General features: G+C 61.1%; 26 protein-coding genes. 12 read left to right on the top strand and 14 right to left on the bottom strand.

The window, feature by feature from the left end; all coding sequences use genetic code 11:
• Positions 1 to 18: 18 nt before the first annotated feature.
• The 4 genes from VWY34_RS13135 to VWY34_RS13120 all read right to left on the bottom strand — a co-directional run bounded on the left by VWY34_RS13135 (position 19) and on the right by VWY34_RS13120 (position 2,552).
• Positions 19 to 1,041: a hypothetical protein gene (locus VWY34_RS13135; RefSeq protein ID WP_416540734.1), complete on the bottom strand. Its 1,023-nt coding sequence runs from the start codon at positions 1,039 to 1,041 to the stop codon at positions 19 to 21.
• A 111-nt stretch (positions 1,042 to 1,152) separates the two neighbouring features.
• The gene (gene greA / locus VWY34_RS13130; RefSeq protein WP_340544253.1) at positions 1,153 to 1,623 is read right to left on the bottom strand and encodes a transcription elongation factor GreA; all 471 of its coding nucleotides are present in this window, start codon (positions 1,621 to 1,623) and stop codon (positions 1,153 to 1,155) included.
• 316 nt (positions 1,624 to 1,939) lie between these two features.
• The gene (locus VWY34_RS13125) at positions 1,940 to 2,179 is read right to left on the bottom strand and encodes a hypothetical protein (RefSeq protein ID WP_416536426.1); all 240 of its coding nucleotides are present in this window, start codon (positions 2,177 to 2,179) and stop codon (positions 1,940 to 1,942) included.
• The gene (locus VWY34_RS13120; protein WP_340544255.1) at positions 2,169 to 2,552 is read right to left on the bottom strand and encodes a VOC family protein; all 384 of its coding nucleotides are present in this window, start codon (positions 2,550 to 2,552) and stop codon (positions 2,169 to 2,171) included. The genes VWY34_RS13125 and VWY34_RS13120 overlap by 11 nt, the downstream gene beginning before the upstream one ends.
• 145 nt (positions 2,553 to 2,697) lie before the next feature.
• Here VWY34_RS13120 and soxR point away from each other — a divergent pair, with 145 nt between their 5' ends.
• The 4 genes from soxR (at position 2,698) to VWY34_RS13100 (ending at position 7,701) form a co-directional block, all read left to right on the top strand.
• Positions 2,698 to 3,192, top strand: coding sequence for a redox-sensitive transcriptional activator SoxR (gene soxR, locus VWY34_RS13115; RefSeq protein ID WP_416545588.1), 495 nt, complete (start codon positions 2,698 to 2,700; stop codon positions 3,190 to 3,192).
• Positions 3,193 to 3,350: 158 nt separating this feature from the next.
• Positions 3,351 to 4,997, top strand: a complete 1,647-nt coding sequence (locus VWY34_RS13110; protein WP_416536428.1) for a 4Fe-4S dicluster domain-containing protein — start codon at positions 3,351 to 3,353, stop codon at positions 4,995 to 4,997.
• A gap of 129 nt (positions 4,998 to 5,126) precedes the next feature.
• A complete protein-coding gene (locus VWY34_RS13105; RefSeq protein ID WP_416536429.1) occupies positions 5,127 to 6,875 on the top strand; it encodes a tetratricopeptide repeat protein in 1,749 nt (582 codons plus the stop codon).
• On the top strand, positions 6,865 to 7,701 hold the full coding sequence (locus VWY34_RS13100; protein ID WP_416545586.1) for a 4-(cytidine 5'-diphospho)-2-C-methyl-D-erythritol kinase: 837 nt from the start codon (positions 6,865 to 6,867) through the stop codon (positions 7,699 to 7,701). Before VWY34_RS13105 ends, VWY34_RS13100 begins: the two co-directional genes overlap by 11 nt.
• Before the next feature lie 71 nt (positions 7,702 to 7,772).
• Here VWY34_RS13100 and VWY34_RS13095 read toward each other — a convergent pair whose 3' ends face one another.
• On the bottom strand, positions 7,773 to 8,771 hold the full coding sequence (locus VWY34_RS13095) for a polyprenyl synthetase family protein (protein WP_416545584.1): 999 nt from the start codon (positions 8,769 to 8,771) through the stop codon (positions 7,773 to 7,775).
• Positions 8,772 to 8,828: 57 nt separating this feature from the next.
• On the opposite strand from VWY34_RS13095, the gene VWY34_RS13090 reads away from it, so the two are divergent.
• The 3 genes from VWY34_RS13090 to VWY34_RS13080 all read left to right on the top strand — a co-directional run bounded on the left by VWY34_RS13090 (position 8,829) and on the right by VWY34_RS13080 (position 10,145).
• Positions 8,829 to 9,041, top strand: a complete 213-nt coding sequence (locus tag VWY34_RS13090; RefSeq protein WP_340544262.1) for a DUF2007 domain-containing protein — start codon at positions 8,829 to 8,831, stop codon at positions 9,039 to 9,041.
• Complete coding sequence (locus tag VWY34_RS13085) at positions 9,041 to 9,808, top strand: tRNA1(Val) (adenine(37)-N6)-methyltransferase (protein WP_416545582.1); 768 nt, start codon at positions 9,041 to 9,043, stop codon at positions 9,806 to 9,808. Before VWY34_RS13090 ends, VWY34_RS13085 begins: the two co-directional genes overlap by 1 nt.
• A 157-nt stretch (positions 9,809 to 9,965) precedes the next feature.
• Complete coding sequence (locus VWY34_RS13080; RefSeq protein ID WP_340544264.1) at positions 9,966 to 10,145, top strand: YdcH family protein; 180 nt, start codon at positions 9,966 to 9,968, stop codon at positions 10,143 to 10,145.
• Positions 10,146 to 10,316: 171 nt separating this feature from the next.
• Here the strand turns inward: VWY34_RS13080 and VWY34_RS13075 are convergent, their stop codons facing one another.
• Positions 10,317 to 11,180, bottom strand: coding sequence for a DMT family transporter (locus VWY34_RS13075; protein ID WP_416545581.1), 864 nt, complete (start codon positions 11,178 to 11,180; stop codon positions 10,317 to 10,319).
• Positions 11,177 to 12,118 (bottom strand): transcriptional regulator GcvA, encoded by a 942-nt coding sequence (locus VWY34_RS13070; protein ID WP_416543370.1) that lies wholly within the window; start codon positions 12,116 to 12,118, stop codon positions 11,177 to 11,179. Before VWY34_RS13070 ends, VWY34_RS13075 begins: the two co-directional genes overlap by 4 nt.
• 98 nt (positions 12,119 to 12,216) lie before the next feature.
• Between VWY34_RS13070 and VWY34_RS13065 the strand changes: the two genes are divergently transcribed.
• A complete protein-coding gene (locus VWY34_RS13065; protein WP_416537179.1) occupies positions 12,217 to 12,378 on the top strand; it encodes a hypothetical protein in 162 nt (53 codons plus the stop codon).
• Positions 12,379 to 12,452: 74 nt separating this feature from the next.
• Here VWY34_RS13065 and phbB read toward each other — a convergent pair whose 3' ends face one another.
• The 6 genes from phbB to VWY34_RS13035 form a co-directional block, all read right to left on the bottom strand.
• The gene (gene phbB / locus VWY34_RS13060; protein ID WP_416536434.1) at positions 12,453 to 13,175 is read right to left on the bottom strand and encodes an acetoacetyl-CoA reductase; all 723 of its coding nucleotides are present in this window, start codon (positions 13,173 to 13,175) and stop codon (positions 12,453 to 12,455) included.
• Between the two features lie 205 nt (positions 13,176 to 13,380).
• The gene (locus VWY34_RS13055; protein WP_340544269.1) at positions 13,381 to 14,556 is read right to left on the bottom strand and encodes an acetyl-CoA C-acetyltransferase; all 1,176 of its coding nucleotides are present in this window, start codon (positions 14,554 to 14,556) and stop codon (positions 13,381 to 13,383) included.
• Positions 14,557 to 14,857: 301 nt separating this feature from the next.
• Positions 14,858 to 15,679: an EAL domain-containing protein gene (locus tag VWY34_RS13050; protein WP_416537323.1), complete on the bottom strand. Its 822-nt coding sequence runs from the start codon at positions 15,677 to 15,679 to the stop codon at positions 14,858 to 14,860.
• A gap of 135 nt (positions 15,680 to 15,814) precedes the next feature.
• Positions 15,815 to 16,750, bottom strand: coding sequence for a sterol desaturase family protein (locus VWY34_RS13045; RefSeq protein WP_340544270.1), 936 nt, complete (start codon positions 16,748 to 16,750; stop codon positions 15,815 to 15,817).
• Positions 16,743 to 17,186: a hypothetical protein gene (locus tag VWY34_RS13040; protein ID WP_416545579.1), complete on the bottom strand. Its 444-nt coding sequence runs from the start codon at positions 17,184 to 17,186 to the stop codon at positions 16,743 to 16,745. The genes VWY34_RS13045 and VWY34_RS13040 overlap by 8 nt, the downstream gene beginning before the upstream one ends.
• 166 nt (positions 17,187 to 17,352) lie before the next feature.
• Positions 17,353 to 17,916 (bottom strand): TlpA disulfide reductase family protein, encoded by a 564-nt coding sequence (locus VWY34_RS13035; protein ID WP_416545577.1) that lies wholly within the window; start codon positions 17,914 to 17,916, stop codon positions 17,353 to 17,355.
• A gap of 22 nt (positions 17,917 to 17,938) precedes the next feature.
• On the opposite strand from VWY34_RS13035, the gene argH reads away from it, so the two are divergent.
• The 4 genes from argH (at position 17,939) to VWY34_RS13015 (ending at position 23,789) form a co-directional block, all read left to right on the top strand.
• Positions 17,939 to 19,333, top strand: coding sequence for an argininosuccinate lyase (gene argH, locus VWY34_RS13030; RefSeq protein ID WP_416537182.1), 1,395 nt, complete (start codon positions 17,939 to 17,941; stop codon positions 19,331 to 19,333).
• Positions 19,334 to 19,404: 71 nt separating this feature from the next.
• On the top strand, positions 19,405 to 19,590 hold the full coding sequence (locus VWY34_RS13025) for a hypothetical protein (RefSeq protein WP_416545575.1): 186 nt from the start codon (positions 19,405 to 19,407) through the stop codon (positions 19,588 to 19,590).
• A 52-nt stretch (positions 19,591 to 19,642) separates the two neighbouring features.
• Entirely contained in the window at positions 19,643 to 20,908 is a 1,266-nt protein-coding gene (lysA, locus tag VWY34_RS13020) for a diaminopimelate decarboxylase (protein ID WP_340544278.1), read from the top strand.
• Between the two features lie 52 nt (positions 20,909 to 20,960).
• On the top strand, positions 20,961 to 23,789 hold the full coding sequence (locus tag VWY34_RS13015; protein WP_416545573.1) for a DUF4175 domain-containing protein: 2,829 nt from the start codon (positions 20,961 to 20,963) through the stop codon (positions 23,787 to 23,789).
• A 68-nt stretch (positions 23,790 to 23,857) separates the two neighbouring features.
• Here VWY34_RS13015 and VWY34_RS13010 read toward each other — a convergent pair whose 3' ends face one another.
• Complete coding sequence (locus tag VWY34_RS13010) at positions 23,858 to 24,718, bottom strand: zinc-ribbon domain-containing protein (RefSeq protein ID WP_416540722.1); 861 nt, start codon at positions 24,716 to 24,718, stop codon at positions 23,858 to 23,860.
• Positions 24,719 to 24,920 lie beyond the last annotated feature (202 nt).

The following is a 24,920-nucleotide window of genomic DNA, read 5'->3' as shown; positions in this document are numbered from 1 at the left end:
GAGCGCGGTCGGAAAGCGTCAGTCAAAGGTGCCAGCGACCCGCCCCAGCAGCATGAAGGCGCGGGCGGTGCGTGTTTCGCCAAGCGATGATATCTCGGCGTCGCTGGCCTCTTGTTCAAATTCCGCCAGCATCTGGTCAAAGCGGCGCAGGAAATGATGTGCGGCATCGCGAAAGATCGGATCCTGTTTCATCCGCGCATTTGTCAGGGCAAGTGAGCTGCGATCCCTCACGCCGCCCAATGCGGCAACGGCGCGACCGCGTGTGCCCTGGGCGAACTGTCGCCAGATCTCTGGTCGGGCCATATCGGGGCGCAGGTCATCCATGTAGATGCCATCCTGGCTGAGCAGGGTGAGCACATCCTGCGCGGCCTGAATGATCTGGGCGGCTTTGCGGTCCCGCAAGGCAAGGCGCAGGGCGGCAAAGCCTTCCTCGTCTTCGGCGGTTTCAGGAAAATTCAGGGCCCGGATCAATTGCGGAGCAGGCAGCGGCGCTGCAAAATCCTCGGCGGGCGTGCCAAGCGCCAGCAGTCCCTGATCGGTCGCGTCGCCGTCCGTCCCCACGGTGGTGGATATACCCGGCATGGGTCGATCACGGCGGCTGGTGTGAAATGTCGCGAGGGCGGTTTCCGTCTTGCGGGTCGCGGCGGCAATCTCGTCCAACTTGCGTGTGACGGAGGGTTCGGAGACCGAAGCCGCCTGCTGCGCATGTGCGATATAGGCGTTGCGCATTCCGTCGATGGCAGCGTGCAGGCGCTGCGATTCATCCCGCATCACCTGGGCGGATCGCAGGGCGATAGCACCGACCCAGATCAGGAGGACAGGCAGGACCACAGCGACAATCCGCAGCAGGATATCCGACCATCCCGCCGCAGGCGTCGCGTCAGGCGTACCACCCAGCACGAAAACTGCGACAACCACGAGCAGCCACAACGCGCTCAACGCAAGCGCCGCAGCCTCGATCAGGCCAAAGACCGGTCGTTCCGGCGGCGCGTCGAGGGCGCTGGTGGGCGGCTTTGCAGCGGTGGAACTGGTGCGGGTCATACTGTTGCTCGAAACAGAGGGTGGCGAGAGAGATTGGCATATGCCGCATGGCGCGGCGGCGAGATGGACATGGCGGGGCGCCGGTGACTGGCGCCCAGCCGGTAATGCGTATCAGGAAAAGACGATCTTGAGGATTTCATAGGCGCGGTCGCCGCCTGGGGTGCGGACCTCGACGCTGTCGCCTTCTTCCTTGCCAATCAGAGCGCGGGCGATCGGGGATTTGATGTTCAGAAGTCCCGCTTCGATATTGGCCTCATGCTCGCCGACGATCTGCCAGGTCTTTTCCTCATCGGTGTCTTCGTCGACGACGGTGACCTTTGCGCCGAACTTGATCGCGCCGGACAGTTTGGCCGGGTTGATCACATCGGCGAGCGACAGGATGCCTTCCAGCTCCTTGATGCGGCCTTCAATGAAGGACTGCTTCTCGCGGGCGGAATGGTACTCGGCGTTTTCCGAAAGATCGCCGAGTTCGCGGGCTTCGGCAATGGCCTTGATGATGGCCGGGCGTTCGACCGACTTCAGGGTCTTCAATTCAGCTTCTAGGGCGGCGTGACCCGCGGGGGTCATCGGGATCTTTTCCATGTCTGTGTCCAGATATCGTGTCAGGTTTGGCCACCGGCCGTGGCGGTTCGCGTCTATAGGAAAACCGGTTTGTCCCACTGTCAGACTGACAGCGGGACAAACCGGTTATGTCTCATTTACCTGACCCAATCCTGCCGCCGAATGCAAGAGGGCGGCAGGGGCTGTCCACAGCGATTTCATGCCAACAGGCGGAAAACTCCGCTTTTTTACGCCTGTCCGCTTTGCGCCTGTCCGGGGCGCGGTGTGGCGGCAAACGCGTCACTGACAGGCGGGACGACGGGCGGGCGCCTCGCAGTCCTGCCGATACGGAGTAAGGTCAGCGAACCTGCGCCGTGGTGGACGTCTTGCCGGTGATGCTGTGACGGGGCACCCGCGGGCGCGGATCCAGTTGCCGCAGCAGCTTTAGCAGACGGCTGTACCCGAGCAGGGTTTCTTCCCGCCCGAAGCGTGGCTGTATCACAGGTTGCCGCTTCGAGCGTTCGGCGTCAGGCGTGATGAGGCGCGGAGGCAGGACCGCGCGCGGGCGGCTGGCGTGCCAGAGCAGATCAAGCATCATATTCCACCACCTCGAATTCGATATTGTCGCGGTCGCGGAAGTAGAACCTGCGACCCGGCTCGTAGTCGTGATGCTCACCTGGGGTGAAGCCTGCATCCCGTACACGGGTCTCGACCGTGCTCAGATCATCAACGACGACGGCAATGTGATTGAGCCCTCCGGTGATGCCGTAGCTGATCGGGGCTTTGGCCAGCGGTTCCGGGGGGCAGTAGAGCGCAAGATAACTGTCAGAACCACCGATATGCAGGCTGTAGCCGCCGTTGATAGCCTCACCCTGCCAGCGAATGCGCCAGCCGAACACATCCTGCATCCAGGCGGCGGTGGCTTCAGGGGAAGAAACGGTGATGTTTGCATGTTCAAGACGTACAGTCATATCAGGCTCCGATGCTTGTCAGTTTGGATCGATTACCTGTAGGCTAATTTCTCAACCTAACTTTAGATCAAGGTTTTTCTTTACCTTGAAGGTGAAGCTGCAAACCTATTATTTTTCAGTTGTTTATCAGAATGATGGAGGGGCTATGGCAAAGTCAGCTGGCGTGTCGATCGGATATCTTGCGGAGCGAACCGGGCTCGCCGTGTCTGCTATCCGCTATTATGAGTCGCAGGGTCTGGTTGAGCCCTGGCGGAATGCGGGAGGACAACGGCGGTTCCACCGGGCGGACCTGCGGCGGCTGAGTTTTGTGATGATCGCGCAGAAGTTTGGGTTTTCCCTGCCTGAGATCCAGGGGTTTCTGAAGAGCCTGCCGGGTGGGCGCACCCCGACCAAGGCTGACTGGACGCGGCTTTCAGCGCAGTTCCGCGAGCACCTGAACGCCCGAATCGAAACGCTGGAGCGGCTTCGTGACAATCTGGATGGCTGCATCGGCTGTGGCTGCCTGTCGCTGCCCAATTGCAAGTTGTACAATCCGGATGATGCTGCCGCTTCCAAGGGGCAGGGGCCGCGCTATCTGATGGGGGACCGGCCAGCGGATCTGGCCAAAGACGGGAACAGCGCGCCAAATGACGATATTTGACGCACCATTTGTCGCAATTGAGGGTTCTAGATCATCGTAACGTAGAGTTTGGATTGACCAGAGCCTCTGGCACCCGCTAAGCAACCGCGAAAGAAAATTGCGCCAAGGACGCACAGCCTACACGGGCTGGTCCTGAGCCATAGCCTAAGGAGCCTTCGATGGCCGAGATTGAACGCGAAGCAATGGAATACGACGTTGTGATCGTTGGGGCAGGCCCGGCTGGTCTGTCTGCGGCGATCCGTTTGAAACAGCTGGACAGCGACCTGCAGGTCGTGGTGCTGGAAAAAGGCTCTGAAGTGGGTGCGCATATCCTGTCCGGCGCGGTGCTGGACCCCTGCGGGCTGGATGCACTGATCCCCGACTGGAAAGAAAAAGGCGCGCCACTGAACGTTCCGGTCAAGGACGACAATTTCTACATGCTGGGTGAGGCGGGGCAGATCCGCATCCCGAACTTCCCGATGCCGCCGCTGATGAACAACCATGGCAACTACATCGTCTCGATGGGCAATGTCTGCCGCTGGATGGCTGAGCAGGCAGAAGAGCTGGGCGTCGAGATCTTCCCGGGTATGGCCTGTTCCGAATTGGTCTATGGTGACAATGGCGAAGTCAAAGGCGTGGTTGCCGGTGTCTTTGGTCTGGAATCCGACGGTACCTATGGTCCGAACACCGAGCCGGGGATGGAACTGCACGGAAAATATGTCTTCCTCTCCGAAGGTGTGCGCGGCTCGCTTTCCAAAGAAGTGATTGCCAAATACGGCCTGTCTGACGGCAAGGAGCCGCAGAAATACGGCGTTGGCATGAAAGAGATCTGGGAAATTGATCCTGCCAAGCACAAAGAGGGCTCTGTCACCCACACCATGGGCTGGCCGCTGGGGTCCAACGCGGGTGGCGGATCCTTTATCTATCACCTCGACAACAATCAGGTTTACGTCGGTTTCGTGGTTCACCTGAACTACAAGAACCCGCATCTGTACCCCTACATGGAATTCCAGCGCTTCAAGCACCATCCGATGGTGGCTGAGCTGCTGAAAGGCGGTAAGCGCGTGGCCTATGGCGCCCGTGCGATCACCGAAGGTGGCTATCAGTCGATGCCGAAGCTGGTCGCCCCCGGTGTGGCGCTCTTGGGTTGCTCGGCTGGCATGGTCAACGTGCCGCGCATCAAGGGCAACCACAACGCCATGCTGTCGGGCAAGGCAGCCGCCGAAGCCGCCTATGACGCGATCAAGGCTGAGCGTTCGGGCGACGAACTTGCCGACTATGAGGTCAGTGTCCGCGACGGCGCGATCGGTGCCGACCTGAAGAAAGTGCGCAACGTCAAACCGATGTGGTCGAAGTGGGGCCTCACCGCCTCGCTGATGCTGGGTGGTCTGGATATGTGGACCAATACGTTGGGCTTTTCGCTGTTTGGCACTTTGGGTCACGGTAAAAATGACGCAGAGGCAACCGAGGAAGCCTCCAAGCACAAACCCATCGACTATCCCAAACCCGATGGTGTGCTGTCGTTTGACCGCCTGACCAACGTTGCCTTTGCGGCGACCAACCACGAAGAGAGCCAGCCCTGCCACCTGCGTCTGGGCAATCTGGACACGCCGATCAGCGTCAACCTGCCAAAGTTCGCGGAGCCTGCGCAGCGCTATTGCCCTGCGGGTGTCTATGAGGTGGTGGAGAAGGACGGCAAGCCGGAGTTCGTGATCAACTTCCAGAACTGCGTCCACTGCAAGACCTGTGACATCAAGGATCCGAGCCAGAATATCACCTGGACCACACCGCAGGGCGGTGACGGGCCGAACTACCCGAATATGTGATCGGTTTCGGCAGGTATTTGCCGGAATAATTGGGGCAGCCTGCGGGCTGCCCCATTGCGTGTTAAGGGGCGGCGTTCTACGCTTTGTGGCGAGGCAGTATTTGACCAGTCACCAACGAGGAGGCCCCCCGTGCCCGTCCCATTCTTTCGCAGCCTGACAAGCGCAGCGGCTCTTGCCGTGGCGACCACCCTGCCGATACTGGTACAGGCCGATGCGGTGCGTGCAGATGGGCTGGCGGGTGCGTATCTGGCGGCACGGGCTGCTACCCTGGATAGTGATTTTCGCGCCTCCGCGGATTATTACAACCGCGCGCTGGTGCGCGACCCGAAGAACCCGCTGCTCATGGAGCATGTCGTGTTTTCCCGGCTTGCGCTGGGTGATATCAAAGGGGCCGCGCCGGTCGCGGCCCGCCTGTCGGAGATGGGCGCGCGCAGTCAGGTCGCCAATATCGTTACCACTGCCAACCTGGTCCTGACCGAGGACTATCAGACCATCATCGAACGCGTGACCTCTCAGCAAGAGGGGCAGTATGAGATCAATGCCCTGGTGGATGGCTTGCTGTTGGGCTGGGCACATCTGGGCGCCGGTTCAGTGTCCGATGCGCTGACACAGTTTGACGTCTTGGGTGAAAAAGAGGGGCTTGGCCTTTTCGCGCGCTATCACCGGGCGCTGGCGCTGGCCTCTGTCGGGGATTACGAGGGGGCGGAGGCCCTGTTTGCTGCCGAGGAGGGCCAGCTGACTAATACCTCGCGTCGGGCGGTGATCGCGCGGCTTGAGATCCTGTCGCAGCTGGGGCGCAATGAACAGGCGCTCGATGTGCTGTCCGACGCCTTCAATGGGCAGCTGGATCCGGGGCTTGCAGCGCTGTCCGCACGGCTGAAGGACGGCGAAACCCTTCCCTATACGCTGGCGGCCACGCCGACACAGGGCATTGCCGAAGTGTTCTTCACCATGGGGGCTGCCCTGAATGGTGAAATGGCCGATGACTATGTGCTGATGTATGCCCGTGTCGCAGCTGCCTTGCGCGAAGATCACGTGGACGCATTGTTGCTGGCTGCGGAGCTCTTTGACCAGCTGGGCCGCTACGCCCTGTCGATCGAGCTTTACAAGCAGGTGCCGCGCGAGCATCCGGATTACCACGCCGCAGAACTGGGACGCGCCGAAGCATTGCGTCGCGCCGCCAAACCTGATGCGGCCGCCGAGGTCCTGCAGCAGCTGGCGCGTGATTTCCCGAAAGAGGCACCGGTCCATACTAATCTGGGTGATCTGTTGCGGCAGCAGGAGGACTACAGCGGCGCCGTCGCTGCCTATGACACCGCGCTAGGGCTGATGGATGAAAGCGTGGAGGGACGTTGGTTCCTGCTGTATGCCCGTGGCATCTGCCACGAGCGGCTGAAAAATTGGGAGCAGGCAGAGGCGGATTTCCGCGCCGCACTCGAAATTCGCCCGGATCAGCCACAGGTTCTGAATTATCTCGGCTATTCTCTGGTGGAGAAGCAGATCAAACTGGACGAGGCGCTGTCGATGATCGAACGCGCTGTCGCCGCGCGCCCTGACGCGGGCTATATCGTCGACAGCCTCGGCTGGGTACTCTATCGGCTGGGTCGCTATGAAGAGGCGGTTGGCCATATGGAAACCGCGGTTGAATTGATGCCGGTCGACCCTGTGGTCAATGACCACCTCGGGGATGTTTACTGGGCTGTCGGGCGGGCGCGGGAAGCTGAGTTCCAGTGGAAGCGCGCGCTGTCGTTCATCGACCCCGAAGATACTGACAGTGAAGCCGACCCTGAGCGCATTCGCCGCAAGCTGGAAAGCGGCCTTGATGCCGTTCTTGCCGAAGAGGGTGCGGCGCCGTTGAACGTGGCACATGACGGTTGAGGGATTTGCCCCGGCCAAGATCAATCTGACCCTGCATGTGACCGGCCAGCGCACAGATGGCTATCATCTGCTGGATTCGCTTGTGGTCTTTGCTGACATCGGGGACCGGATCACGGCTGTATCTGCCGACACCCTGAGCCTGCGGGTGGGGGGCGCCATGGCAAAGGGCGTACCGACCGACAGCTCCAACCTGATGATGAAAGCGGCTGAGCTTTTACAGGTCGAGCGGGGGGCAGAGCTGAGGTTGGATAAGCAGCTGCCACCGGCCTCTGGCATCGGGGGCGGGTCCTCCGATGCGGCGGCGACGTTGCGGGTCCTGTGCGAGCTGTGGCAGGTACCTCTTCCCGGAGTTGCAGAGGTTCTCCCCCTGGGAGCGGATCTGCCGGTTTGCATGGAGCCGGGCGCCCAGCGGATGCGTGGTATCGGTGAGCAGCTGGAGCGGCTGCCAGCCTTGCCCGACTGCGCGATTGTTCTGGCAAATCCGGGGGTGTCAGTCGCCACGCCCGCGATTTTTCGTTCGATGGAGAAACGTGACAACCCACCGATGCCCGAAAGGCTACCCGTTTGGCAGAGCGCAGAGGAGCTGGCGGCCTGGCTTTCGGGTCAGCGCAACGATCTGCAGGGGGCGGCAATCATGCTCGAGCCTCTGATCGGAGCGGTTCTCGACGCGCTGTCGGGTTTGGCCCCGTTGTTTCACGCGATGTCGGGGTCAGGTGCGACCTGCTACGCGTTATTTGCCGACGAGGCGATGGCAGAGGCGGCGGCTGCCACCTTGCAGGCGGCACATCCTGACTGGTGGGTGCGCGCGGGCCGGTTGCTGGCATGACCGGCGCACAGCCAAAAAAGCCTGCGCAGTGGGGTGTGCCTTTCAGGCGTTAATCCGGTTATTCTTTAGGCCTAGGCAAGGCGGGCGACAACATAGTCGGCCAGATCATGCAGCATCTGGCGGATCGGGTCCTCTGGCAGGGAGGTCAAGGCGTCCTGTGCCTTGGCAACCCATTCCATCGCATCGCGGCGGGTTGCGGCCAACGTGTCGTATTTGTCCATCAGGGACAGCGCATGGTCGAGGTCGCCCTCATCCTGACGTCCCTTTTCAATGGTGCGAACCCAGAAGGCGCGCTCTTCTGCGGTGGCCTGTGCAACGGCCTTGATCACCGGCAGGGTCAGCTTGCGTTCGCGGAAATCATCGCCGACGTTTTTTCCCGTCGCGGAGCTATCACCCTGGTAATCCAATAGATCGTCGGCAATCTGGAAGGCGATACCAAGCGCATCGCCATAGGCAAACAGCGCGTTTACCTGCGCTTCGGGTGCGCCGGCGACGACGCCACCGGCCTGAGTTGCGGCGGAGAACAGCGCTGCTGTCTTGCCGCGCACAACCTGCAGGTACACGGCCTCATCGGTGGCAAGATCGCTGGCCGCAGTCATTTGCAGAACTTCACCCTCGGCAATGGTCGCCGAGGCGTTGGCCAGGATATCGAGCACCCGCAGAGAGCCGGTTTCCACCATCAACTGGAAACTGCGCGCAAAGAGGTAGTCGCCGACTAGAACGGAGCTTTTGTTGTCCCACAAGAGATTGGCTGTCGGACGACCGCGGCGCTGTCCGCTTTCGTCAACCACGTCATCATGCAGCAGGGTGGCGGTGTGAATGAATTCAACGGTCGCTGCCAGTTTCACGTGGTTTTCACCGCTGTAGCCACACAGGCGCGCTGCCGCGAGGGTCAGCATCGGGCGCAAACGCTTGCCGCCGGCCTCGACAAGATGGGCCGTTACCTCGGGAATGCGCGGCGCATGTTTCGAGGCCATGCGTGTCTGGATCAGCGTATTGACCGCTGCCATTTCGTCGCTGAGTGTCGCGGCCAGCATGTCATGCGGCTTTTGCGTCAGGATTTGATTCATCGTTTTCCCGCTTGCAAGGCTCGACAAGGCGCAGCCCTTGCCCTTAGATCCATCCCTATGAAGGAACTTTTGCGCAGCACCGACCCAACTGTCATGGCCTTTGCCACCGCCCTTCTTGAGGGTGAGGATATAGACTGCTTTCAAATGGACGTAAATATGAGCATCCTTGAAGGTGGTATCGGGATATTCCCGCGCAGATTGATGGTGCGCAGCGATGATCATGCCGCTGCCGAGCGCGTGATGCGTGACAATGATATTCCGCTGCGCTGATGTCGGGATTTGAGGACAGCGCTCTTAGCCAGGACGCGTTTCTGGGTGGGCGGGTACAGTTGTTGCAACCAAAGCAGGGGTATCGCGCCGGGGTCGACCCTGTCCTGCTGGCCGCAGCCGTTCCTGCACAGCCTGGTGATCGGGTGCTGGAGCTGGGCTGCGGAGGCGGTCCGGCTCTGTTATGTCTGGCTGCGCGGGTCCCGGATCTGGACCTGACCGGGGTCGAGCTTCAGTCCGATTATGCCGATCTGGCGCGACGCAATGCCGCGCTGAACGCAGTCGATATCACGGTCGTCGAGGCTGATCTGGCAGCACTGCCGGTGGATCTGCGCCAGATCCAGTTTGACCATGTCATCGCCAACCCACCCTATTATCGCGCCGGTGCGCACAGTCCGGCGCAGGACGTGGGGCGGCAGATTGCGCTCGGCGGGGCGACGGAGTTGACCGTCTGGTTCGATACCGCCGCGCGACGCCTCACCCATAAGGGATATCTGCACATGATTCAGCGGGCCGATCGCCTGCCGGAAATGCTTGGGGCCTGTCTTGGACGTCTGGGCTCACTTGAGGTGTTGCCATTGGCCGCCCGTGTCGGTCGTGGCGCCGAATTGGTTCTGCTGCGGGCGCGCAAGGGTGGCCGTGCAGGGTTCAGGCTGCATGCGCCGCTGATCCTGCACAACGGTGAAGCACATTTGCGTGACGCCGAAAACTACCAGGCGGAGATCCGGGCTGTTCTTCGTGATGGCCATGGGTTGCCCTGGCCAAGCTGATATTTGCGGGAGACTCGCGGAGAATCGGCTCTCATTCGGCGAGGACATGCCGAAATGACGGTTTCATGACAAAATATATGCTTCTGCAGCGTGACAGAGCAATAATCTTGTGTTCCACTCACTTTGTACGCAACACGCTCAAAGAAGGAGGAATGACATGAGCCTCAGCTCGCATCTGACCGAACTAAAGAAGAAGCACGAGCATCTGAGCATGGAAGTCGAACACGCCCAACGCTCACCCGCGACCGACGGGCTGCGTATCGCGTCGATGAAGAAACAGAAACTGAAACTCAAAGAAGAAATTAAACGTCTCTCGACGGAGGAACTTGCCGTCTGAGAGAGTGGTCTGATCTGAGGTGACCGCAGTCCCGTCGCTGCGGTGCCTGAGGCAGAACCGATTGGTTGTTAGGGGTCATCAGCACGGCTGGTGACCCCTTCTTGTTTCTGCGTCTGGCGCGGGATTTTCTGTTGCGGCCCTTGGGAAGGGATGCGCCGGTAGATGGATGCTTCAGGGCGTCGCATTGGCCCGCGCGGCCAGCAGCGCCCCACCTGTTATCAGACAGGCTGCAATCGCCAGCGTCCATGACGCAGGCGCAATTCCTGCAACAACAAGGATCAGTGTTGAAAGCAAAGGTGCTGCATAAGAGCTGGTGCCGAGCAGTTGGATGTCACCATATTTCACTCCGATGTCCCAGACATAGAACGCAAGGCCGACCGGCCCCAGACCCAGCGCGACTGTCGCTCCCCAACCGCTGATGCCGATGGGCCAATGGCTTTCTTCCAGCGCGAAATGAAGGCCCCAGGATGCTGCCGCAGTGATCAGGCAGAATACGGCAACCGTGCTGGTGGGGGCTGCCCCCAGGCGTCGCGCAAGCACGGAATATCCCGACCACGTCAGTGCACAGAGTAGCGCAAGCCCATAGCCGGGTAGTGCCGTGGCATCAAACTCGGCTCCGCCACCGGTGATGATCGTTGCGGCACCGGCGAAGCCGAGGAGGGCCCCCAGCAAATGCCCCGCGCGCAGTGTTTCCCCGGGAAGCAGGCCGGACAACAGCACAATCAGCAATGGCCAGAGATAGGCAATAAGCCCTGCTTCGGCTGCGGGGGCCATCCTCAGCGCGGAGAAGTAAAGCGCATGATAGCCAAAGAGACCGAGGCTGCCGAAGAGATAGACCCGCCATGACACTCGTCGCAGTGCCGTGAGGCCACCACTGCGCCAACACCAAATGAGGCCCAATGAGCCGCCGATTGTGAAACACAAGGCGTTCAACAGGAGCGGTGGGGTCGGCGCAGTGCCAACGGTGAGAACAGCCAGTAGCGACCAAAGCAATACCGCGACAAAGCCGGTTGCCGTTGCGCGGTTCCTGGTCATGTGAGACTGTCTACCGACACGATTTTCAGCCCATCTGACACAGCGGCGGTCTTTTCGATTTCGGCCAGGATCCAGTCGCGGAATGCCACGATCTGCGGGCGCGTTTCAGCGCCTTTCTGACAGAGGAAGCAAAATCGGGCCTTGCCGGTTAGCGCCGTTTTGAAGGGGGCAACCAGACGCCCTTCGGCAAGATCCTTTACCACCAGCGCGCGCCGCCCTAAAACCACACCGGCCCCTGCCAAAGCGGCATCCACCGCGTGGTCGGCGTTGCTGAAGCGGGCGCCATGGGTGGGGTTGAACTCCTCACCCATCAACTTGAACCAGGCGGTCCAGTCGAGCTGCGGTGACATAAAGTTCAGTGAATCGTCGTGGATTAGCGGCGCGTCTTTCAGCGCGGCGACGGTGGGGTAACGCTGCGCGATATCAGGTGTCATGACCGGCATCACCCACTCCACAGGCAGCGGCATTGAATAGACGTCTGGGTATGGGCCGTAGCCAAAACGGATCGCCACATCGACGTCGTCGCGCATCAGATCAACACGGCGCAGGCTGGCCGAGAACCGAAGGTCGATTTCAGGGTGGGCGCGCGCAAACTCGTAAAAGCGCGGCGCCAGCCATTTCGCGGTAAAGGCAGGGCCGGCCGTGACCGTCAGGACCCCATCGTCCTGTAGCCGGATTGCCGCGCGCCAGGCTGCCGTCAGTGCCTGAAACCCATCAGACGTCCCGGGCGCTAGGGCAGCCCCTGCTTCCGTCAGCTCGACGGCGCGGTTCAGGCGGCGGAATACCGGTGTTCCCAAATGCTCTTCCAGGGATTTGATCTGAAATGACAGCGCTGCCGGGGTCACGTTCAACTCCTGTGCCGCACGGGCAAAGGACATATGGCGGGCGGCGGCTTCAAAGGCGCGCAGGGCGGTCAGTGGCGGCAGGCGATCAGACATGTGAGATAAGTAATACTTAAGTGAAGTGCTGAAAAGTCTCGTTTGTCTGTTGTCACGAAAAGGCGCATATCTAGGTCAAGTTAGCAACACTGATCTGAATGGAGGCCGAAACGATGGAATATTCTGCCAGTGCTACCGTGAAACTCGCCCTGCAACGCGCACATGAGGAGCGCGGCCAGGTCGTACGTGCGCTGTGGGCGCGTATATTTGCACCGCGTCGCGCCACGCGGCTGCGTGCCGGGGTTTCCCGCTGGGCATAGCGCGCATGTCCTTACGGGATTGGAAAAGGGCCGGCCCAGTGGACCGGCCCTTGCCATGTGTGCTTGGTGCGGTCTTACACGAAGAACTGCGCGCCATTGGCCGAAATGGTGGAGCCGTTGATAAAGCCCGAGTCCTCTGATGCGAGGAAGGTCACGCAGCGAGCAATCTCTTCCGGCTCACCCAGGCGGCCAGCTGGGATCTGGCCAATGATCGACTCGCGGACCTTCTCAGGAACGGCCATCACCATCTCGGTCGCGATGTAGCCAGGGCAGATCGCGTTGGCGGTGATGCCCGCCCGCGCGCCCTCCTGGGCCAGAGATTTCACGATGCCGAGGTCGCCTGCTTTGGTCGCGGCATAGTTTACCTGAGCGAACTGCCCTTTCTGACCATTGATCGAGGAGATCACGATCACACGGCCGAACTTGCGTTCGCGCATGCCGGGCCAGATCGGGTGCACGGTGTTGAAGACACCAGTGAGGTTGGTGTCGATCACCTGCTGCCATTGCTCCGGTGTCATCTTGTGGAACGGAGCATCGCGGGTGATGCCTGCATTGGCGACGACGATATCGATCGGGCCGATATCCGCTTCAACCTTGGCGATGCCAGCGGCGCTGTCTTCGTAGCTGGCAACGTCCCACTTGTACGTCTTGATGCCGGTTTCATCGGTAAACTTCGCCGCTGCCTCATCATTACCGGCATAGGTCGCCGCCACAGTATGGCCTTCCGCTTTCAGCGCCTGTGAGATTGCAGCGCCGATGCCGCGAGAGCCGCCGGTGACGAGTGCGTTACGTGCCATGGAAAAGTCCTCCGTTATTTGACTTGGTAATCTTGCTACTATTTTGTTTTTGATTGCGCAATTATATTACTCCGTGAATTCGGGCGCTGGAGCCGATACGGAGTGCGACGCTGCGTCGCCCTCTTCGACAAAGCTATCGTAAAATGCGCTCCATATAGAAAAGGGCGCCAATCGGGCGCCCTTGATATGGTCAGAATAATGCGCCTCAGGGACGCTCCACGCACATGGCAACGCCCATACCGCCGCCGATGCAAAGCGTGGCGAGGCCTTTCTTGGCACCCCGCCGCTTCATTTCAAACAGCAGCGTATTGAGGACGCGGCAGCCGGAGGCACCAATCGGGTGACCAATTGCGATTGCGCCACCGTTGACGTTGACGATTGCCGGATCCCAGCCCATGTCCTTGTTCACGGCGCAGGCCTGCGCTGCGAAGGCTTCGTTGGCCTCAACCAGATCGAGGTCATCCACGGACCAGCCGGCTTTCTCCAGTGCCTTGCGCGAGGCGTAGATCGGACCAACGCCCATGATGGAGGGGTCCAGACCTGCGGTGGCATAGGAGGCGATCCGGGCCAGCGGTTCGATACCCCGCTTTTCGGCGTCATCGGCGCTCATCAACAGGGTGGCCGCGGCGCCGTCGTTCAGGCCTGAGGCATTGGCGGCTGTGACCGAACCATCCTTGGTGAAGGCGGGGCGCAGCTTCTGCATGGCCTCGATGGTGGCACCGTGGCGGATGTATTCGTCCTGATCCACAATGATGTCGCCCTTGCGGGTCTTGACGGTGAAGGCTGCGATTTCATCGGCGAATTTGCCTGCCTTCTGTGCCGCTTCGGCCTTGTTCTGGCTTGCAACGGCAAATTCATCCTGCATGTCACGGGAGATCTGCCATTTCTCGGCAACATTCTCCGCAGTCTGGCCCATGTGGTAGCCGTTGAAGGCATCCCAAAGGCCATCGCGGATCATGGTATCAATATAGCTCATATCGCCCATTTTGTGCCCGGCGCGCAGATTGGCGGCATGGGGCGAGAGGGTCATGTTTTCCTGACCGCCCGCACAGACGATGGCCGCGTCACCGAGTTGGATGTGCTGGGCGCCAAGTGCCACGGCACGCAGACCGGACCCGCAGACCTGATTGATCCCCCAGGCTGCCGATTCCTGTGGCAGGCCGGCATTGATATGGGCCTGGCGAGCAGGATTCTGACCCTGCGCCGCCGTCAGCACCTGACCCAGAATGGTTTCGGAAACTTCGGATTTGTCGATCCCGGCACGTTCAACCACAGCCTCCAGCACTGCGGCGCCAAGATCATGGGCGGGGGTATTGGCGAATGCGCCACCAAAGCTGCCGACGGCGGTGCGTGCGGCGGATGCAATTACTACATTGGTCATCAGTTAGGGTCCTCTGCCATTCATAGTCCCGGGAGGCCAACCGCGCAGTCCGCATTTCGCAGCCGCAGCAACCGGGATCCCCCTGCCTTTTTTTAAAGGCCGTGTGTTTCGCTGCAATTGCAGCACGTGCAAGGTGTCCCACAGGAAGAGCCTGTGTCAATCAATACTATGGCACATATTCTGAGGCAGGTCCGGTCGTTTGCCAAGCGATCATTCCCGACAGAAATTCTCCCTTAAGCTGCGCGGCAGGTATCTGGCGCAAAGATGCGCGAATTCACCCATAAGGCAACGTGCTGTGAGGTCAGGATGCGCGACTGTTCCTGCGCAGCTCTTCCAGCCATGGCGGGCTGACCGAGGGGGCGCCGAACAAATAGCCCTGCAGGCAGTCCACACCGATGGAGATCAGGAATTCGGCGTCAGCTGGGCTTTCGACGGATTCCGCAACCACCAGCATATCGAATTGCTTGGCGATCCCTACCAGCGCGCGGACAACAGCCTGATTGTCATGGTTGGCATGAATGTTACGGATGTACTGCCCGTCAATTTTCACCGCATCAAAGAAGAACTGCCGGAAATAGCTGACGGCCGTTGCCCCGGCGCCGAAGTTATCAAGCGCAAAGGCGATACCGTGTTTCTGCATCCGGTCCATGAAGTCGATGACCAACTCGGGCGCAGCCATGGCAGAGGCCTCAGTGATTTCCAGCACCAGCCTTTCGCCTGCGGCGGCATCTTTCTTCAGATGTTTTTCAAGGACACGCATCCAGCGCTGATAGCCGATCGAGCGCGCGGACATATTGACGGAGAGGCGGATATTGGGGCTGCGCGCAAGTGCCTTCAGGCCATGTTCGAGGGCAAGACAGTCCAGTTCACGCCCGGTTTCCTTATCCTCGACCAGCGGCATGAATTCGCGCGCAGGTATCACGCGACCCGTTGAATCGAGAACCCGGATATACCCTTCGTAAAAGGCAACCCCTTGTGGCGGCATAGCCTGTATGATGGGCTGATAGGCAAGCATCGTCTGGTTGTGGCGAATCGCGTCGCTGACCATGTCGAGAGTCGACCGATCACGCGATACAACCGCAGAGGTCAGCGGGTTATCGCCGCCTTCTGGCATGTCGGCCATGACCTTTTGCTTCTTCTTCACGGGTATATCCCTTGGCGCTGGGGTGGTCTGATCAATATGGATCAGACCGGACTTTGGCGCAAAAGCGTTGAGCTAGGATTAAGGCGACAATTTTACCCAAATTGAGAGCTGCACTCAGGTCTTGTCAAAGCCAGCGCTGCCGATGTCCTCAGGATGACGTTGCAAATGCTTTGCGCGGATTGTGTCGGAGCTGTCGCGGCTGCCGTCATGGCTGTAGCCCGGCGGGGCAACCGCATATAGCAACCGCTGCCTGACCGTCAGCCCGGGTTGGGTCACATCCTTGAAGATGCTGACCCATTCGTGGAAGGCGACACGCAGTGGGTTGAAGGTGCCGATGTTGTGAACCAGGCCGTAATCCGGGCGGTCGTGATCCTGTTCGGGTACGAATGTGCCGAACATCTTGTCCCAGATGATAAAGACGCCAGCATAGTTGCAATCAAGATAGCGCGGATTGCGGCCGTGGTGGGCGCGGTGATGGCTGGGTGTGTTCATCACGGCCTCAAACCAGCGCGGCATCCGGCCGATGGCCTCGGTGTGGATCCAGAACTGGTAGACCAGATTGATGCCTCCGACAAACAGCACCATGGCAGGATGGAAGCCCAGGAGAACCAGCGGCGCGCGCACCACCATCATAAAGGTGAATGTGCCCGTCCAGGTCTGCCGCAGAGCGGTGGTGAGGTTGTAGTGCTGGCTTGAGTGATGATTGACATGGCTGGCCCAGACCCAGCGCACCCGGTGGCCAAAGCGATGCACCCAGTAGTAGCGCAGGTCGTCCAGGACGAAGCACAGAACGATCACCCAGACCGATGTGCCCAGGTCCAACGGCGTGATCTGCCACAAAAGCATGAAGAAGGCCCAGGCGATGAAGCCAAGCGCAATGCCTGACGCCACGCTACCGGCGCCCATAACAAGAGATGTGACGGCGTCGCGGGTTTCATATCGCCCGCCACGTCCCTTGATGGCGATCCAGAGGAACTCAGCCAGAATCGCGGCGATGAAGAAAGGGACCGCCCACTGGGTGACATCAGGGTACGAAATCGTATCAGGCATGTGTCTGTCCTTCTGTCTGCGCTGTCACGGTCGGTGTGTTTGGTTCGCTGTGGTCGCCCATGATGCGCCGTCGCCAATCGTTGCGCTCGGCATCCGACAGGTGGAGCACCACGGAGGGGGTAGCAAAATCGGCGAACCGCAGCTTCAGGCCCTTGGGGTGATCCAATAGTCGCACCCCGGCAAGTGGCCGGGCGATGGTATCGGCGCCAAAACACCAGACCAGACCAAGCCCGAGATCGGTTTCAATCAGGGCCGCCTGACCAAGAGTGCTTGGCCATGTGTTCAGGATTTGAGTATCGGGATCATGACGAGACCAGGCCTTGGCGGCGGTGTCTCGCGTCATCAGAACCGGAGCGGACCGCCCGGTGACATGAAGCAGTATAGCTATGACAACAATGCCGATCAGCACCATCGCCACCAAGATTTCCAGCGGCATCACGTCCTCCCTGCCGCTCAGATTGGCGGCAGGGTGACGGCTCTGTCAAAGGTGGCGTTGGGTCAAGCTCCGAAAGATGCCAGCTATCTGGCCACCGCCCGCGCACGCCCGGGAAAGCTGCTGCACTGCGGTACGGTCGCGGGTCTTCTTAATGAGCGTCAATCAGTCATTCTGCGTCGATCAGAGTTTGCAGGATTGACTTGGCACTGTCAGAGTTCCACTCTGCATCGCCACGCAGGCGGCCGATTTCATTGCCGTCGCGATCGAGGATCATTGTCATCGGTAGGCCAAACACGGCCATTTCCTTGGCCAGCGCACCCTTTGGATCCTGATGGCGGGGCAGATTGGTGATGCCCGTTTCATCAAAGAACTTCTGAATCCCAGCGGGCGAGTTGCGGCCGGTGGCTAGGGTCAGGACCTCAAAATCCTCACCGCCAAATTCACTTTGAAGTTCGGACAGCATCGGCATTTCTTTCCGGCAGGGAGCGCACCAGGTGGCCCAGAAGTTCAGCAGGACAACCTTGCCTTCATAATCGGCAAGCGAGGCGCTGCCCTTGCCGTCTTCCAGTTCAAAGCTGTTGCTGGAGGTCGGTTTTGCTTCCGGGTGGAGGATCAGACGGCGCATGTCACCTTCGCGGAGCTCGGAAAGGGCTGCGGGGTCCGCGGCAAAGGCGGCATTTGCACCGAGGGCAAGGGCCATATAAAGGGTTAGCTGACGAAACAGACGCATATTATCTCCGGGGTTCCACACCATGACAGATCAATCCTCGAACCAGATGTGGGGCGGCCGCTTTGCCGCTGGCCCGGACGCGATCATGGAGGCGATCAATGCCTCGATCGGGTTCGACAAGCGGATGGCGGCCCAGGACATTGCCGGCTCCAGGGCCCATGCGGCGATGTTGGCCGCGACAGGTGTCATTACGGATAATGATGCCGAGGCCATTCGGGAAGGGCTGCTCACCGTATTGTCAGAGATCGAGGGCGGAACCTTCCAGTATTCCACCGCACTGGAAGACATCCATATGAACGTGGAGGCCCGCCTGAAAGAGATCATCGGTGAGCCTGCGGGCCGCCTGCACACGGGCCGGAGCCGCAACGACCAGGTGGCAACCGACTTCAAACTCTGGGTACGTGACCAGCTGGACGCCGCCGAAAGCGGCCTCTTGGCGCTGATCCGCGCGCTTCTGTCGCAGGCGGAGGCTGGCGCCGATTGGGTGATGCCGGGCTTTACTCATCTGCAGACCGCGCAGCCGGTGACCTGGGGCCACCACATGATGGCCTACGTGGAGATGTTCGGCCGCGATCTGTCCCGCGTCCGCGATGCCCGCGCGCGGATGAACGAATCGCCGCTGGGCGCGGCGGCGCTGGCCGGTACCTCCTTCCCGATCGATCGGGAGATGACCGCCAAGGCGCTGGGCTTTGACCGTCCGGCGGCAAATTCGCTCGATGCCGTCTCTGACCGCGATTTCGCGCTGGAGTTCCTGTCCTGTGCCTCGATCAGCGCCATGCACCTCTCCCGCTTTGCCGAGGAGCTGGTGATCTGGTCTTCTGCCCAGTTCCGTTTCGTGACGCTCAGCGATCGTTTCTCCACCGGCTCGTCGATCATGCCGCAGAAGAAGAACCCGGACGCGGCTGAGCTGATCCGCGCCAAGGTGGGCCGGATTTTTGGCGCCAACACCGCGCTGATGATGGTGATGAAGGGGCTGCCGCTCACCTATTCCAAGGACATGCAGGAAGACAAGGAACAGGTCTTTGACGCTGCCGACAACTGGATGCTGGCGCTGGCGGCGATGGAAGGCATGGTCAAGGACATGACCGGCAATCGCGAGTCACTGGCCGCTGCGGCAGGCTCCGGCTTCTCCACCGCCACAGACCTGGCCGACTGGCTGGTTAGGGTGTTGAAGGTGCCGTTCCGCGATGCGCACCACGTGACCGGCACCCTGGTGGCGATGGCCGAAAAGCGCGGCTGCGACCTGCCGGACCTCTCCCTGGAGGATATGCAGGGCGTGCATGCAGGCATCACCGAGGACATCTTCACTGTGCTTGGCGTCGAAAACTCGGTAAACTCGCGCATGTCTTACGGCGGCACCGCACCCGCCCAGGTGCGCGCGCAGGTGGCCCGCTGGCAGAGCCTCCTGGCGGACTGATAGCAGGGCGGTTGCGGTTAAGCGGTGATGTGCCGGTTCAATCGCAACCGCCCAGATCGAAAGGGATCAATATGCAGAAAACCGTTCTGATCCTGGGTATTCTGGTGGCCTGCGTGGGTCTTGCGGCCTGCGGGGTCGACGGAGAGCCGGTACGACCCTCGCTCAATGCCGGAGTTGGCGTGTCCAGCAGCGGCGTCCACGCGGGCGGCGGCCTTGGCCTGCACAAAGGGCCACTCAGCGTCTATCTGGGCGTCTGACCCTGAGCGGAATCATTTGATCCGCGCCCCGGTTCTGGTCTAAGCGCGATCTATGGATCATTTTCTCTATCGTGACGGCGCTCTCTACGCCGAAGATGTGCCGGTGGCCGAGATCGCGGCTGCTGTGGGCACTCCGTTTTACCTGTATTCAACGGCGACACTGCTGCGCCATTTCCACCTCTTTGATGATGCGCTGAAGGAGATGGATCATCTGGTCTGCTACGCAATGAAGGCAGCCAGCAATCAGGCGATCCTGAAAACGCTGGCACAGGCCGGCGCCGGCATGGATGTGGTCAGCAAGGGCGAATATCTGCGCGCCAAGGCGGCCGGGGTTCCCGGTGACAAGATTGTGTTTTCGGGCGTCGGCAAGACCGAGGACGAGATCCGAACCGCCCTGAGCGGTGGTATCCGTCAGTTCAATGTCGAATCCGAGCCGGAAATGGACGTGATCAACGCGGTTGCGCAGGAACTGGGCGTTGTGGCGCCGATCACTGTACGCGTGAACCCGGATGTCGATGCAAAGACTCACGCCAAGATCGCGACGGGCAAGTCTGAGAATAAATTCGGCATTCCGATTGCGCGGGCGCGGGAAGTCTATGCCCGTGCCGCCAGCCTGCCAGGGCTGAAGGTGATCGGCATTGACGTACATATCGGCTCGCAGCTGACCGAACTGGCCCCGTTCGAGCTGGCCTATCAGAAAGTGGCGGAACTGACCGAGCAGCTGCGCGCTGATGGTCATGAGATTCACCGTCTCGACCTTGGCGGTGGCCTTGGTATTCCCTACACCCGCTCGAACGATACGCCACCGTTGCCGGTTGAATACGGCGCTATGGTACAGCGCACCTTGGGGCATCTTGGGTGTGAGATCGAAATCGAACCGGGGCGTCTGATTGCCGGCAATGCCGGCATCATGGTGAGCAAGGTGATCTATGTGAAATCCGGCGAGGACCGGGATTTCCTGATCATCGACGGCGCCATGAATGATCTGATCCGCCCCGCCATGTATGAGGCGCATCACGAGATTGTTCCGGTGATCGAAGCCGACGCCGGAGTGGAGCAGCGTCCATATGATATCGTTGGACCGGTCTGCGAAACTGGCGATACCTTTGCGCGCCATCGCGATATGCCGCCCCTGGAAGCGGGGGATCTGGTGGCTTTCCGCAGTGCTGGCGCCTATGGCGCAGTGATGTCGAGCGAATATAACTCGCGCCCGTTGATCCCTGAAGTGCTGGTCAATGGGGATCAATTCGCGGTTATCCGCCGACGTCCGGACTTTGACGAAATGATAAACCGCGATACCATCCCCGAGTGGCTCTGACGGGTACCGCGACATCTGACGCGGCGCAGGGCTGATCGGAGGCGCCGCCCGCATGGTCAACAACCCCAAGTTTCGCCGCAAGGCTGACGCGACATCTGCCGCCGCGCCGGGTTCACCGGCGCGCCCGCAGGCGGAGGGTGGGTACTCGCGGAAAGACGGCGGTTCCGATCTGCCGTCCGATCCGATCCCAACAGGTCGCGGCTCAGGCCCGAGGCTCTCAGATCCGCGCCTTGTGCGGCTTCGCTGGCCGTTGCGGCTGACCTGGGTGGGGCTGTTGTCGGAACGTCTGGTGCGCGCCTTCTGGCCGTTGGTTTCGCTGCTGATGCTGGCGCTTGCCGCTGTGATGTTGGGCCTGCACGAGCAGTTGCCGATCGAACTGGTCTGGGTGGGGGCCGTGCTGCTGGTGTTGGCTGCAGCAGTCGCGATTGGCTTTGGGGGCTGGCGGTTCAGAATGCCCAGTCTGTCCGACGCCCTGGCTCGTCTGGATATGACGCTGCCCGGACATCCTATTGCGGCGCTGCTGGACGCGCAGGCCATCGGGTCGGATGATCCGGCGTCGCAAGCCCTGTGGCAGGCGCATCAGCGGCGGATGCAGGCGCGTGCCGCCACCGCAGTTGCCCCTAAACCCAATCTGTCAGTCGCGCGCGCTGACCCCTTTGCTCTGCGCTATCTGGCACTTCTGGCGCTATCGGTTGCCATGCTCTTCGGTTCCATCTGGCGGGTTGGTAGCCTTGGCGAGATGGCCCCCGGCGCGGTGAATGCGGCAGCAGGGCCGACATGGGAGGGCTGGATCGAACCGCCGCGCTACACCGGTCTGCCGGTGCTTTATCTCAATGATCAGTCCGAGCCGGTTCTGACCCTGCCCGAAAACAGCCGCCTGACCCTGCGGTTTTACGGTGAGGTCGGAGATCTTACACTGGATGAAACCCTCTCGGGACGCACCGGAGACGTGCCCTCTGCCGCCGCGGCTGAGCAGAGTTTCGTGATCACCCGCGACGGGACATTGACCATCAATGGCACCGGTGGCCGCAGCTGGGATGTGACGCTGATTGAGGACCTGCCTCCGACGATTGCCATTGTGGGAGAGCCGACGCTGGAGTCCGATGATACGACCTCGCTTGCCTATACCGCCAGTGACGATTACGGCGTGGCGGCTGGTCAGGTCGAAATCTCGCTGGATATGGCCGAGATTGATCGGAGCCATGGGCTGGCAGCCGAACCAGATACGCGGGAGCCGATTGTTCTGGACCTGCCACTGCCGCTGACCGGTGATCGCCACAGCTTCGATGAGCAGGTGATCGAGGCCTTCGCCAAACACCCCTGGGCCAACATGCCTGTCAGCTACCGTATGGTCGCACAGGACGCCAAGGGGCAGGAGACCGAGGCAGAGGTGCTCAGGGCGCCGCTGGTGACCCGGCGTTTCTTTGATCCGATGGCCGCAGCGGTGGCAGAGCAGCGGCGCGATCTGCTCTGGGCGCGTGCCAATGCGCCACGGGTGGCCCAGGTCCTGCGCGCCCTGTCGACCTATCCGGCCGAAGTGTTCCACGACCATGGGGATTATCTGCGTCTGCGCACTATCCTGCGTCGTCTGGAACAGCACAGCAACGCAGGAACGCTTGGGCCAGAGCAGCAGGACGCGTTGGCTGAAGCGCTCTGGGATTTGGCAATCCAGCTGGAGGAAGGCGATGTCGGCGACGCTCTTGCCCGCATGCAGCGCGCTCAGGAGCAGCTGAGCCAAGCGATGCGCGATGGTGCCAGCGATGAAGAGATTGCCCGTCTGATGCAACAGCTGCGCGATGCCACGCAGGACTATCTGCGTCAGTTGCAGCGACAGGCGCAGGAGCAGGGCAATGACGGGCAGCCGCAAGGCGCTCCGGATGAGAACGCCATGCAGCTCACTCAGCAGGATCTTCAGGCGATGATGGATCGTATTCAGGAGCTGATGGAACAGGGCCGGATGGCCGAGGCCGAGCAGGCGCTGCGCGAGTTCCAGCAGATGATGGAAAACATGCGTGTCACCCAAGGGCAGGAAGGTCAGGATGGCAGCCCCGGAGAGCAGAGCATGGAGGGGTTGGCCGAAACCCTGCGTGAGCAGCAGGGCTTGTCGGATCAGGCATTTCGGGATTTGCAGGAGCAGTTCAATCCCGGTGCACGCCGCGGCGAAAGTCAGGGAAATGAAGGGCGCAATGGCGGCCTGGGACGTGGGGAGTCCCACGAGGGCGGTCAGGGCAATCAGGGTGGCCAAGGCGACAGGCCCGGCTCCGGCGACCCCAGCGGTGACCGGCAGCCCGGTCAGGGTGGTCAGGGACAGCGCGCGCCTGATAATGATGGGACCGGGCAGGGTGGCGGCGCCAACACTCCGCAGGGCGGCACACAGGGTCCTGCCGGGTCGCTGGCTGATCGCCAGCAAGCTCTTCGCGATCAGTTGCGGGCGCAGCGGGATGGCCTCCCGCTTGGCAATGGCGAAGGCGGTCAGGCGACGCGTGATGCGCTTGATGATGCCGGACGGGCCATGGATGGGGCGGAGGAGGCTTTGCGGCAGGGTGACCTCGCCGAGGCCATCGACCGCCAGTCCGACGCGATGGAAGCTCTGCGAGAGGGAATGCGCGCGCTGGGAGAGGCAATGGCCGAACAGCAGCAACCGGGTCAGGGACAGGGACAGGGGCGCACCAGCAGCTCAAGCCAAGGCAACCAAATGGATCCGCTTGGCCGACGCAATGGGGAACAGGGTGATGGTGGTGTTTCCGACGGGCAGTTCAGCGAAGGGCAGGCCTATCGCCGCGCCTGGGACCTTCTTGAAGAGATCCGCCGCCGCGCCGGAGAGCGCAGCCGTAGCGAGACTGAGCGAAGCTATCTTGAGCGTCTTCTGGATCGCTTCTGACGACGGCGGTGGACCTGCGGGACGACCGTTCGTGTCCGATCGGTCGCCGGTACCGTCTGGTTGCGGTTCTACTGCTGCACGGTGAATGCACGCACCTGCGTATCTAGCCACAGCCGCGCCGCGTCCACCTTGGCGACATAGGTGCTGAGGTAGGGATCCGCCTGTGGCAGCTTCTGGGCGATCAGGGGCGCGTTGTCATAGGCCATGGCAAGACCCAGCGCGATCAACAGTGCAAAGGCAAAGCCCCGTGCAAAGTTCCGCTTTTTCCTTGGGGTCGGTGCATCGACTGGTGGTGCGATCGGGGCCGCAGGCCCTTCACCGGATCGCAGGGTGGAGTTGATTTCGTCGATATTGGGCAGCAATCCGCGACGGGATTCGGTTTCCGAGGTGGAGAGCTGCTGGGGATCTTCGCCACGCATCCGGGCCATCTGCTCGCGGGCTTCGCGGGCACGGCGGGCGGATTCTTCTTCCGGCAGAGAATCCAGTCCCAAATCCGTCTGTGTTTGCAGGCTGTTGCTTTCAGCGGCGCGCAGCCGGGCTTCACGCTCAGCCTCCTCGCGCAGAATATCGCTGATCGTCGGGTCAAGACCTCGCGACGTGGCTGTGATCTCTGGCGGCTGATTCTGGATTTCATCCTGCTGATCAGGCTCTGCGGTCTCCTCCTCCGGCGCGTCTTCCACGATGTCATCGTCTTGTGTCGCCGTAAGGGAAGCGGGATCAGGGGTGCCGATTTCGTCCTCAACCGGGGCTATATCGTCGCCGGGTTCCGCAGCGGGGGAAATGCTCGGGTCATCCTCCGCCTCAATCGCACGGCCAGCCTGAAACCACGTTTGCCCGCAGTTGGAACATTGCACGTCGCGCCCCTCATCGGGGATCACATCATCCGGCACCTCATATTGGGCGGCACAGTTCGGACATGTCAGTCGCATGGGTCACTCCTTGGGACCTGAGGTGGCTCCCGGGGGGGCCGGGCGGCTGTCGGCGGGTGATTGTTGAATAATCATAGGCAGTTCCGTCTTTCCACGAAAGAGCCAATCGCTCTCATCCGAACGGACTGTTTCAGCCGGGGTGGCGTGGCAACAGCGCGGACCATTGAAACTGGGCGCACAGTCGGGCAAAACACCGGTGACC

Origin of the sequence: Phaeobacter sp. JH20_02, assembly GCF_048056915.1 — a bacterium.
In the GTDB taxonomy this organism is placed as follows: domain Bacteria; phylum Pseudomonadota; class Alphaproteobacteria; order Rhodobacterales; family Rhodobacteraceae; genus Phaeobacter; species Phaeobacter bryozoorum.
This window is presented reverse-complemented; position numbering and strand designations above follow the sequence as displayed.

Coding starts and splice junctions, on each gene's coding strand:
- VWY34_RS13025 (WP_416545575.1), top strand. CDS start 19,405: ATGCAGAAAACCGTTCTGATCCTGGGTATTCTGGTGGCCTGCGTGGGT.
- greA (WP_340544253.1), bottom strand. CDS start 1,623: ATGGAAAAGATCCCGATGACCCCCGCGGGTCACGCCGCCCTAGAAGCT.
- soxR (WP_416545588.1), top strand. CDS start 2,698: ATGGCAAAGTCAGCTGGCGTGTCGATCGGATATCTTGCGGAGCGAACC.
- VWY34_RS13125 (WP_416536426.1), bottom strand. CDS start 2,179: ATGATGCTTGATCTGCTCTGGCACGCCAGCCGCCCGCGCGCGGTCCTG.
- VWY34_RS13035 (WP_416545577.1), bottom strand. CDS start 17,916: ATGCGTCTGTTTCGTCAGCTAACCCTTTATATGGCCCTTGCCCTCGGT.
- VWY34_RS13100 (WP_416545586.1), top strand. CDS start 6,865: ATGACGGTTGAGGGATTTGCCCCGGCCAAGATCAATCTGACCCTGCAT.
- VWY34_RS13080 (WP_340544264.1), top strand. CDS start 9,966: ATGAGCCTCAGCTCGCATCTGACCGAACTAAAGAAGAAGCACGAGCAT.
- VWY34_RS13010 (WP_416540722.1), bottom strand. CDS start 24,718: ATGCGACTGACATGTCCGAACTGTGCCGCCCAATATGAGGTGCCGGAT.
- VWY34_RS13120 (WP_340544255.1), bottom strand. CDS start 2,552: ATGACTGTACGTCTTGAACATGCAAACATCACCGTTTCTTCCCCTGAA.
- VWY34_RS13110 (WP_416536428.1), top strand. CDS start 3,351: ATGGCCGAGATTGAACGCGAAGCAATGGAATACGACGTTGTGATCGTT.
- VWY34_RS13050 (WP_416537323.1), bottom strand. CDS start 15,679: ATGGCCGACATGCCAGAAGGCGGCGATAACCCGCTGACCTCTGCGGTT.
- VWY34_RS13040 (WP_416545579.1), bottom strand. CDS start 17,186: ATGCCGCTGGAAATCTTGGTGGCGATGGTGCTGATCGGCATTGTTGTC.
- VWY34_RS13095 (WP_416545584.1), bottom strand. CDS start 8,771: ATGAATCAAATCCTGACGCAAAAGCCGCATGACATGCTGGCCGCGACA.
- argH (WP_416537182.1), top strand. CDS start 17,939: ATGACAGATCAATCCTCGAACCAGATGTGGGGCGGCCGCTTTGCCGCT.
- VWY34_RS13045 (WP_340544270.1), bottom strand. CDS start 16,750: ATGCCTGATACGATTTCGTACCCTGATGTCACCCAGTGGGCGGTCCCT.
- VWY34_RS13135 (WP_416540734.1), bottom strand. CDS start 1,041: ATGACCCGCACCAGTTCCACCGCTGCAAAGCCGCCCACCAGCGCCCTC.
- VWY34_RS13075 (WP_416545581.1), bottom strand. CDS start 11,180: ATGACCAGGAACCGCGCAACGGCAACCGGCTTTGTCGCGGTATTGCTT.
- VWY34_RS13070 (WP_416543370.1), bottom strand. CDS start 12,118: ATGTCTGATCGCCTGCCGCCACTGACCGCCCTGCGCGCCTTTGAAGCC.
- VWY34_RS13065 (WP_416537179.1), top strand. CDS start 12,217: ATGGAGGCCGAAACGATGGAATATTCTGCCAGTGCTACCGTGAAACTC.
- lysA (WP_340544278.1), top strand. CDS start 19,643: ATGGATCATTTTCTCTATCGTGACGGCGCTCTCTACGCCGAAGATGTG.
- phbB (WP_416536434.1), bottom strand. CDS start 13,175: ATGGCACGTAACGCACTCGTCACCGGCGGCTCTCGCGGCATCGGCGCT.
- VWY34_RS13090 (WP_340544262.1), top strand. CDS start 8,829: ATGAAGGAACTTTTGCGCAGCACCGACCCAACTGTCATGGCCTTTGCC.
- VWY34_RS13055 (WP_340544269.1), bottom strand. CDS start 14,556: ATGACCAATGTAGTAATTGCATCCGCCGCACGCACCGCCGTCGGCAGC.
- VWY34_RS13085 (WP_416545582.1), top strand. CDS start 9,041: ATGTCGGGATTTGAGGACAGCGCTCTTAGCCAGGACGCGTTTCTGGGT.
- VWY34_RS13015 (WP_416545573.1), top strand. CDS start 20,961: ATGGTCAACAACCCCAAGTTTCGCCGCAAGGCTGACGCGACATCTGCC.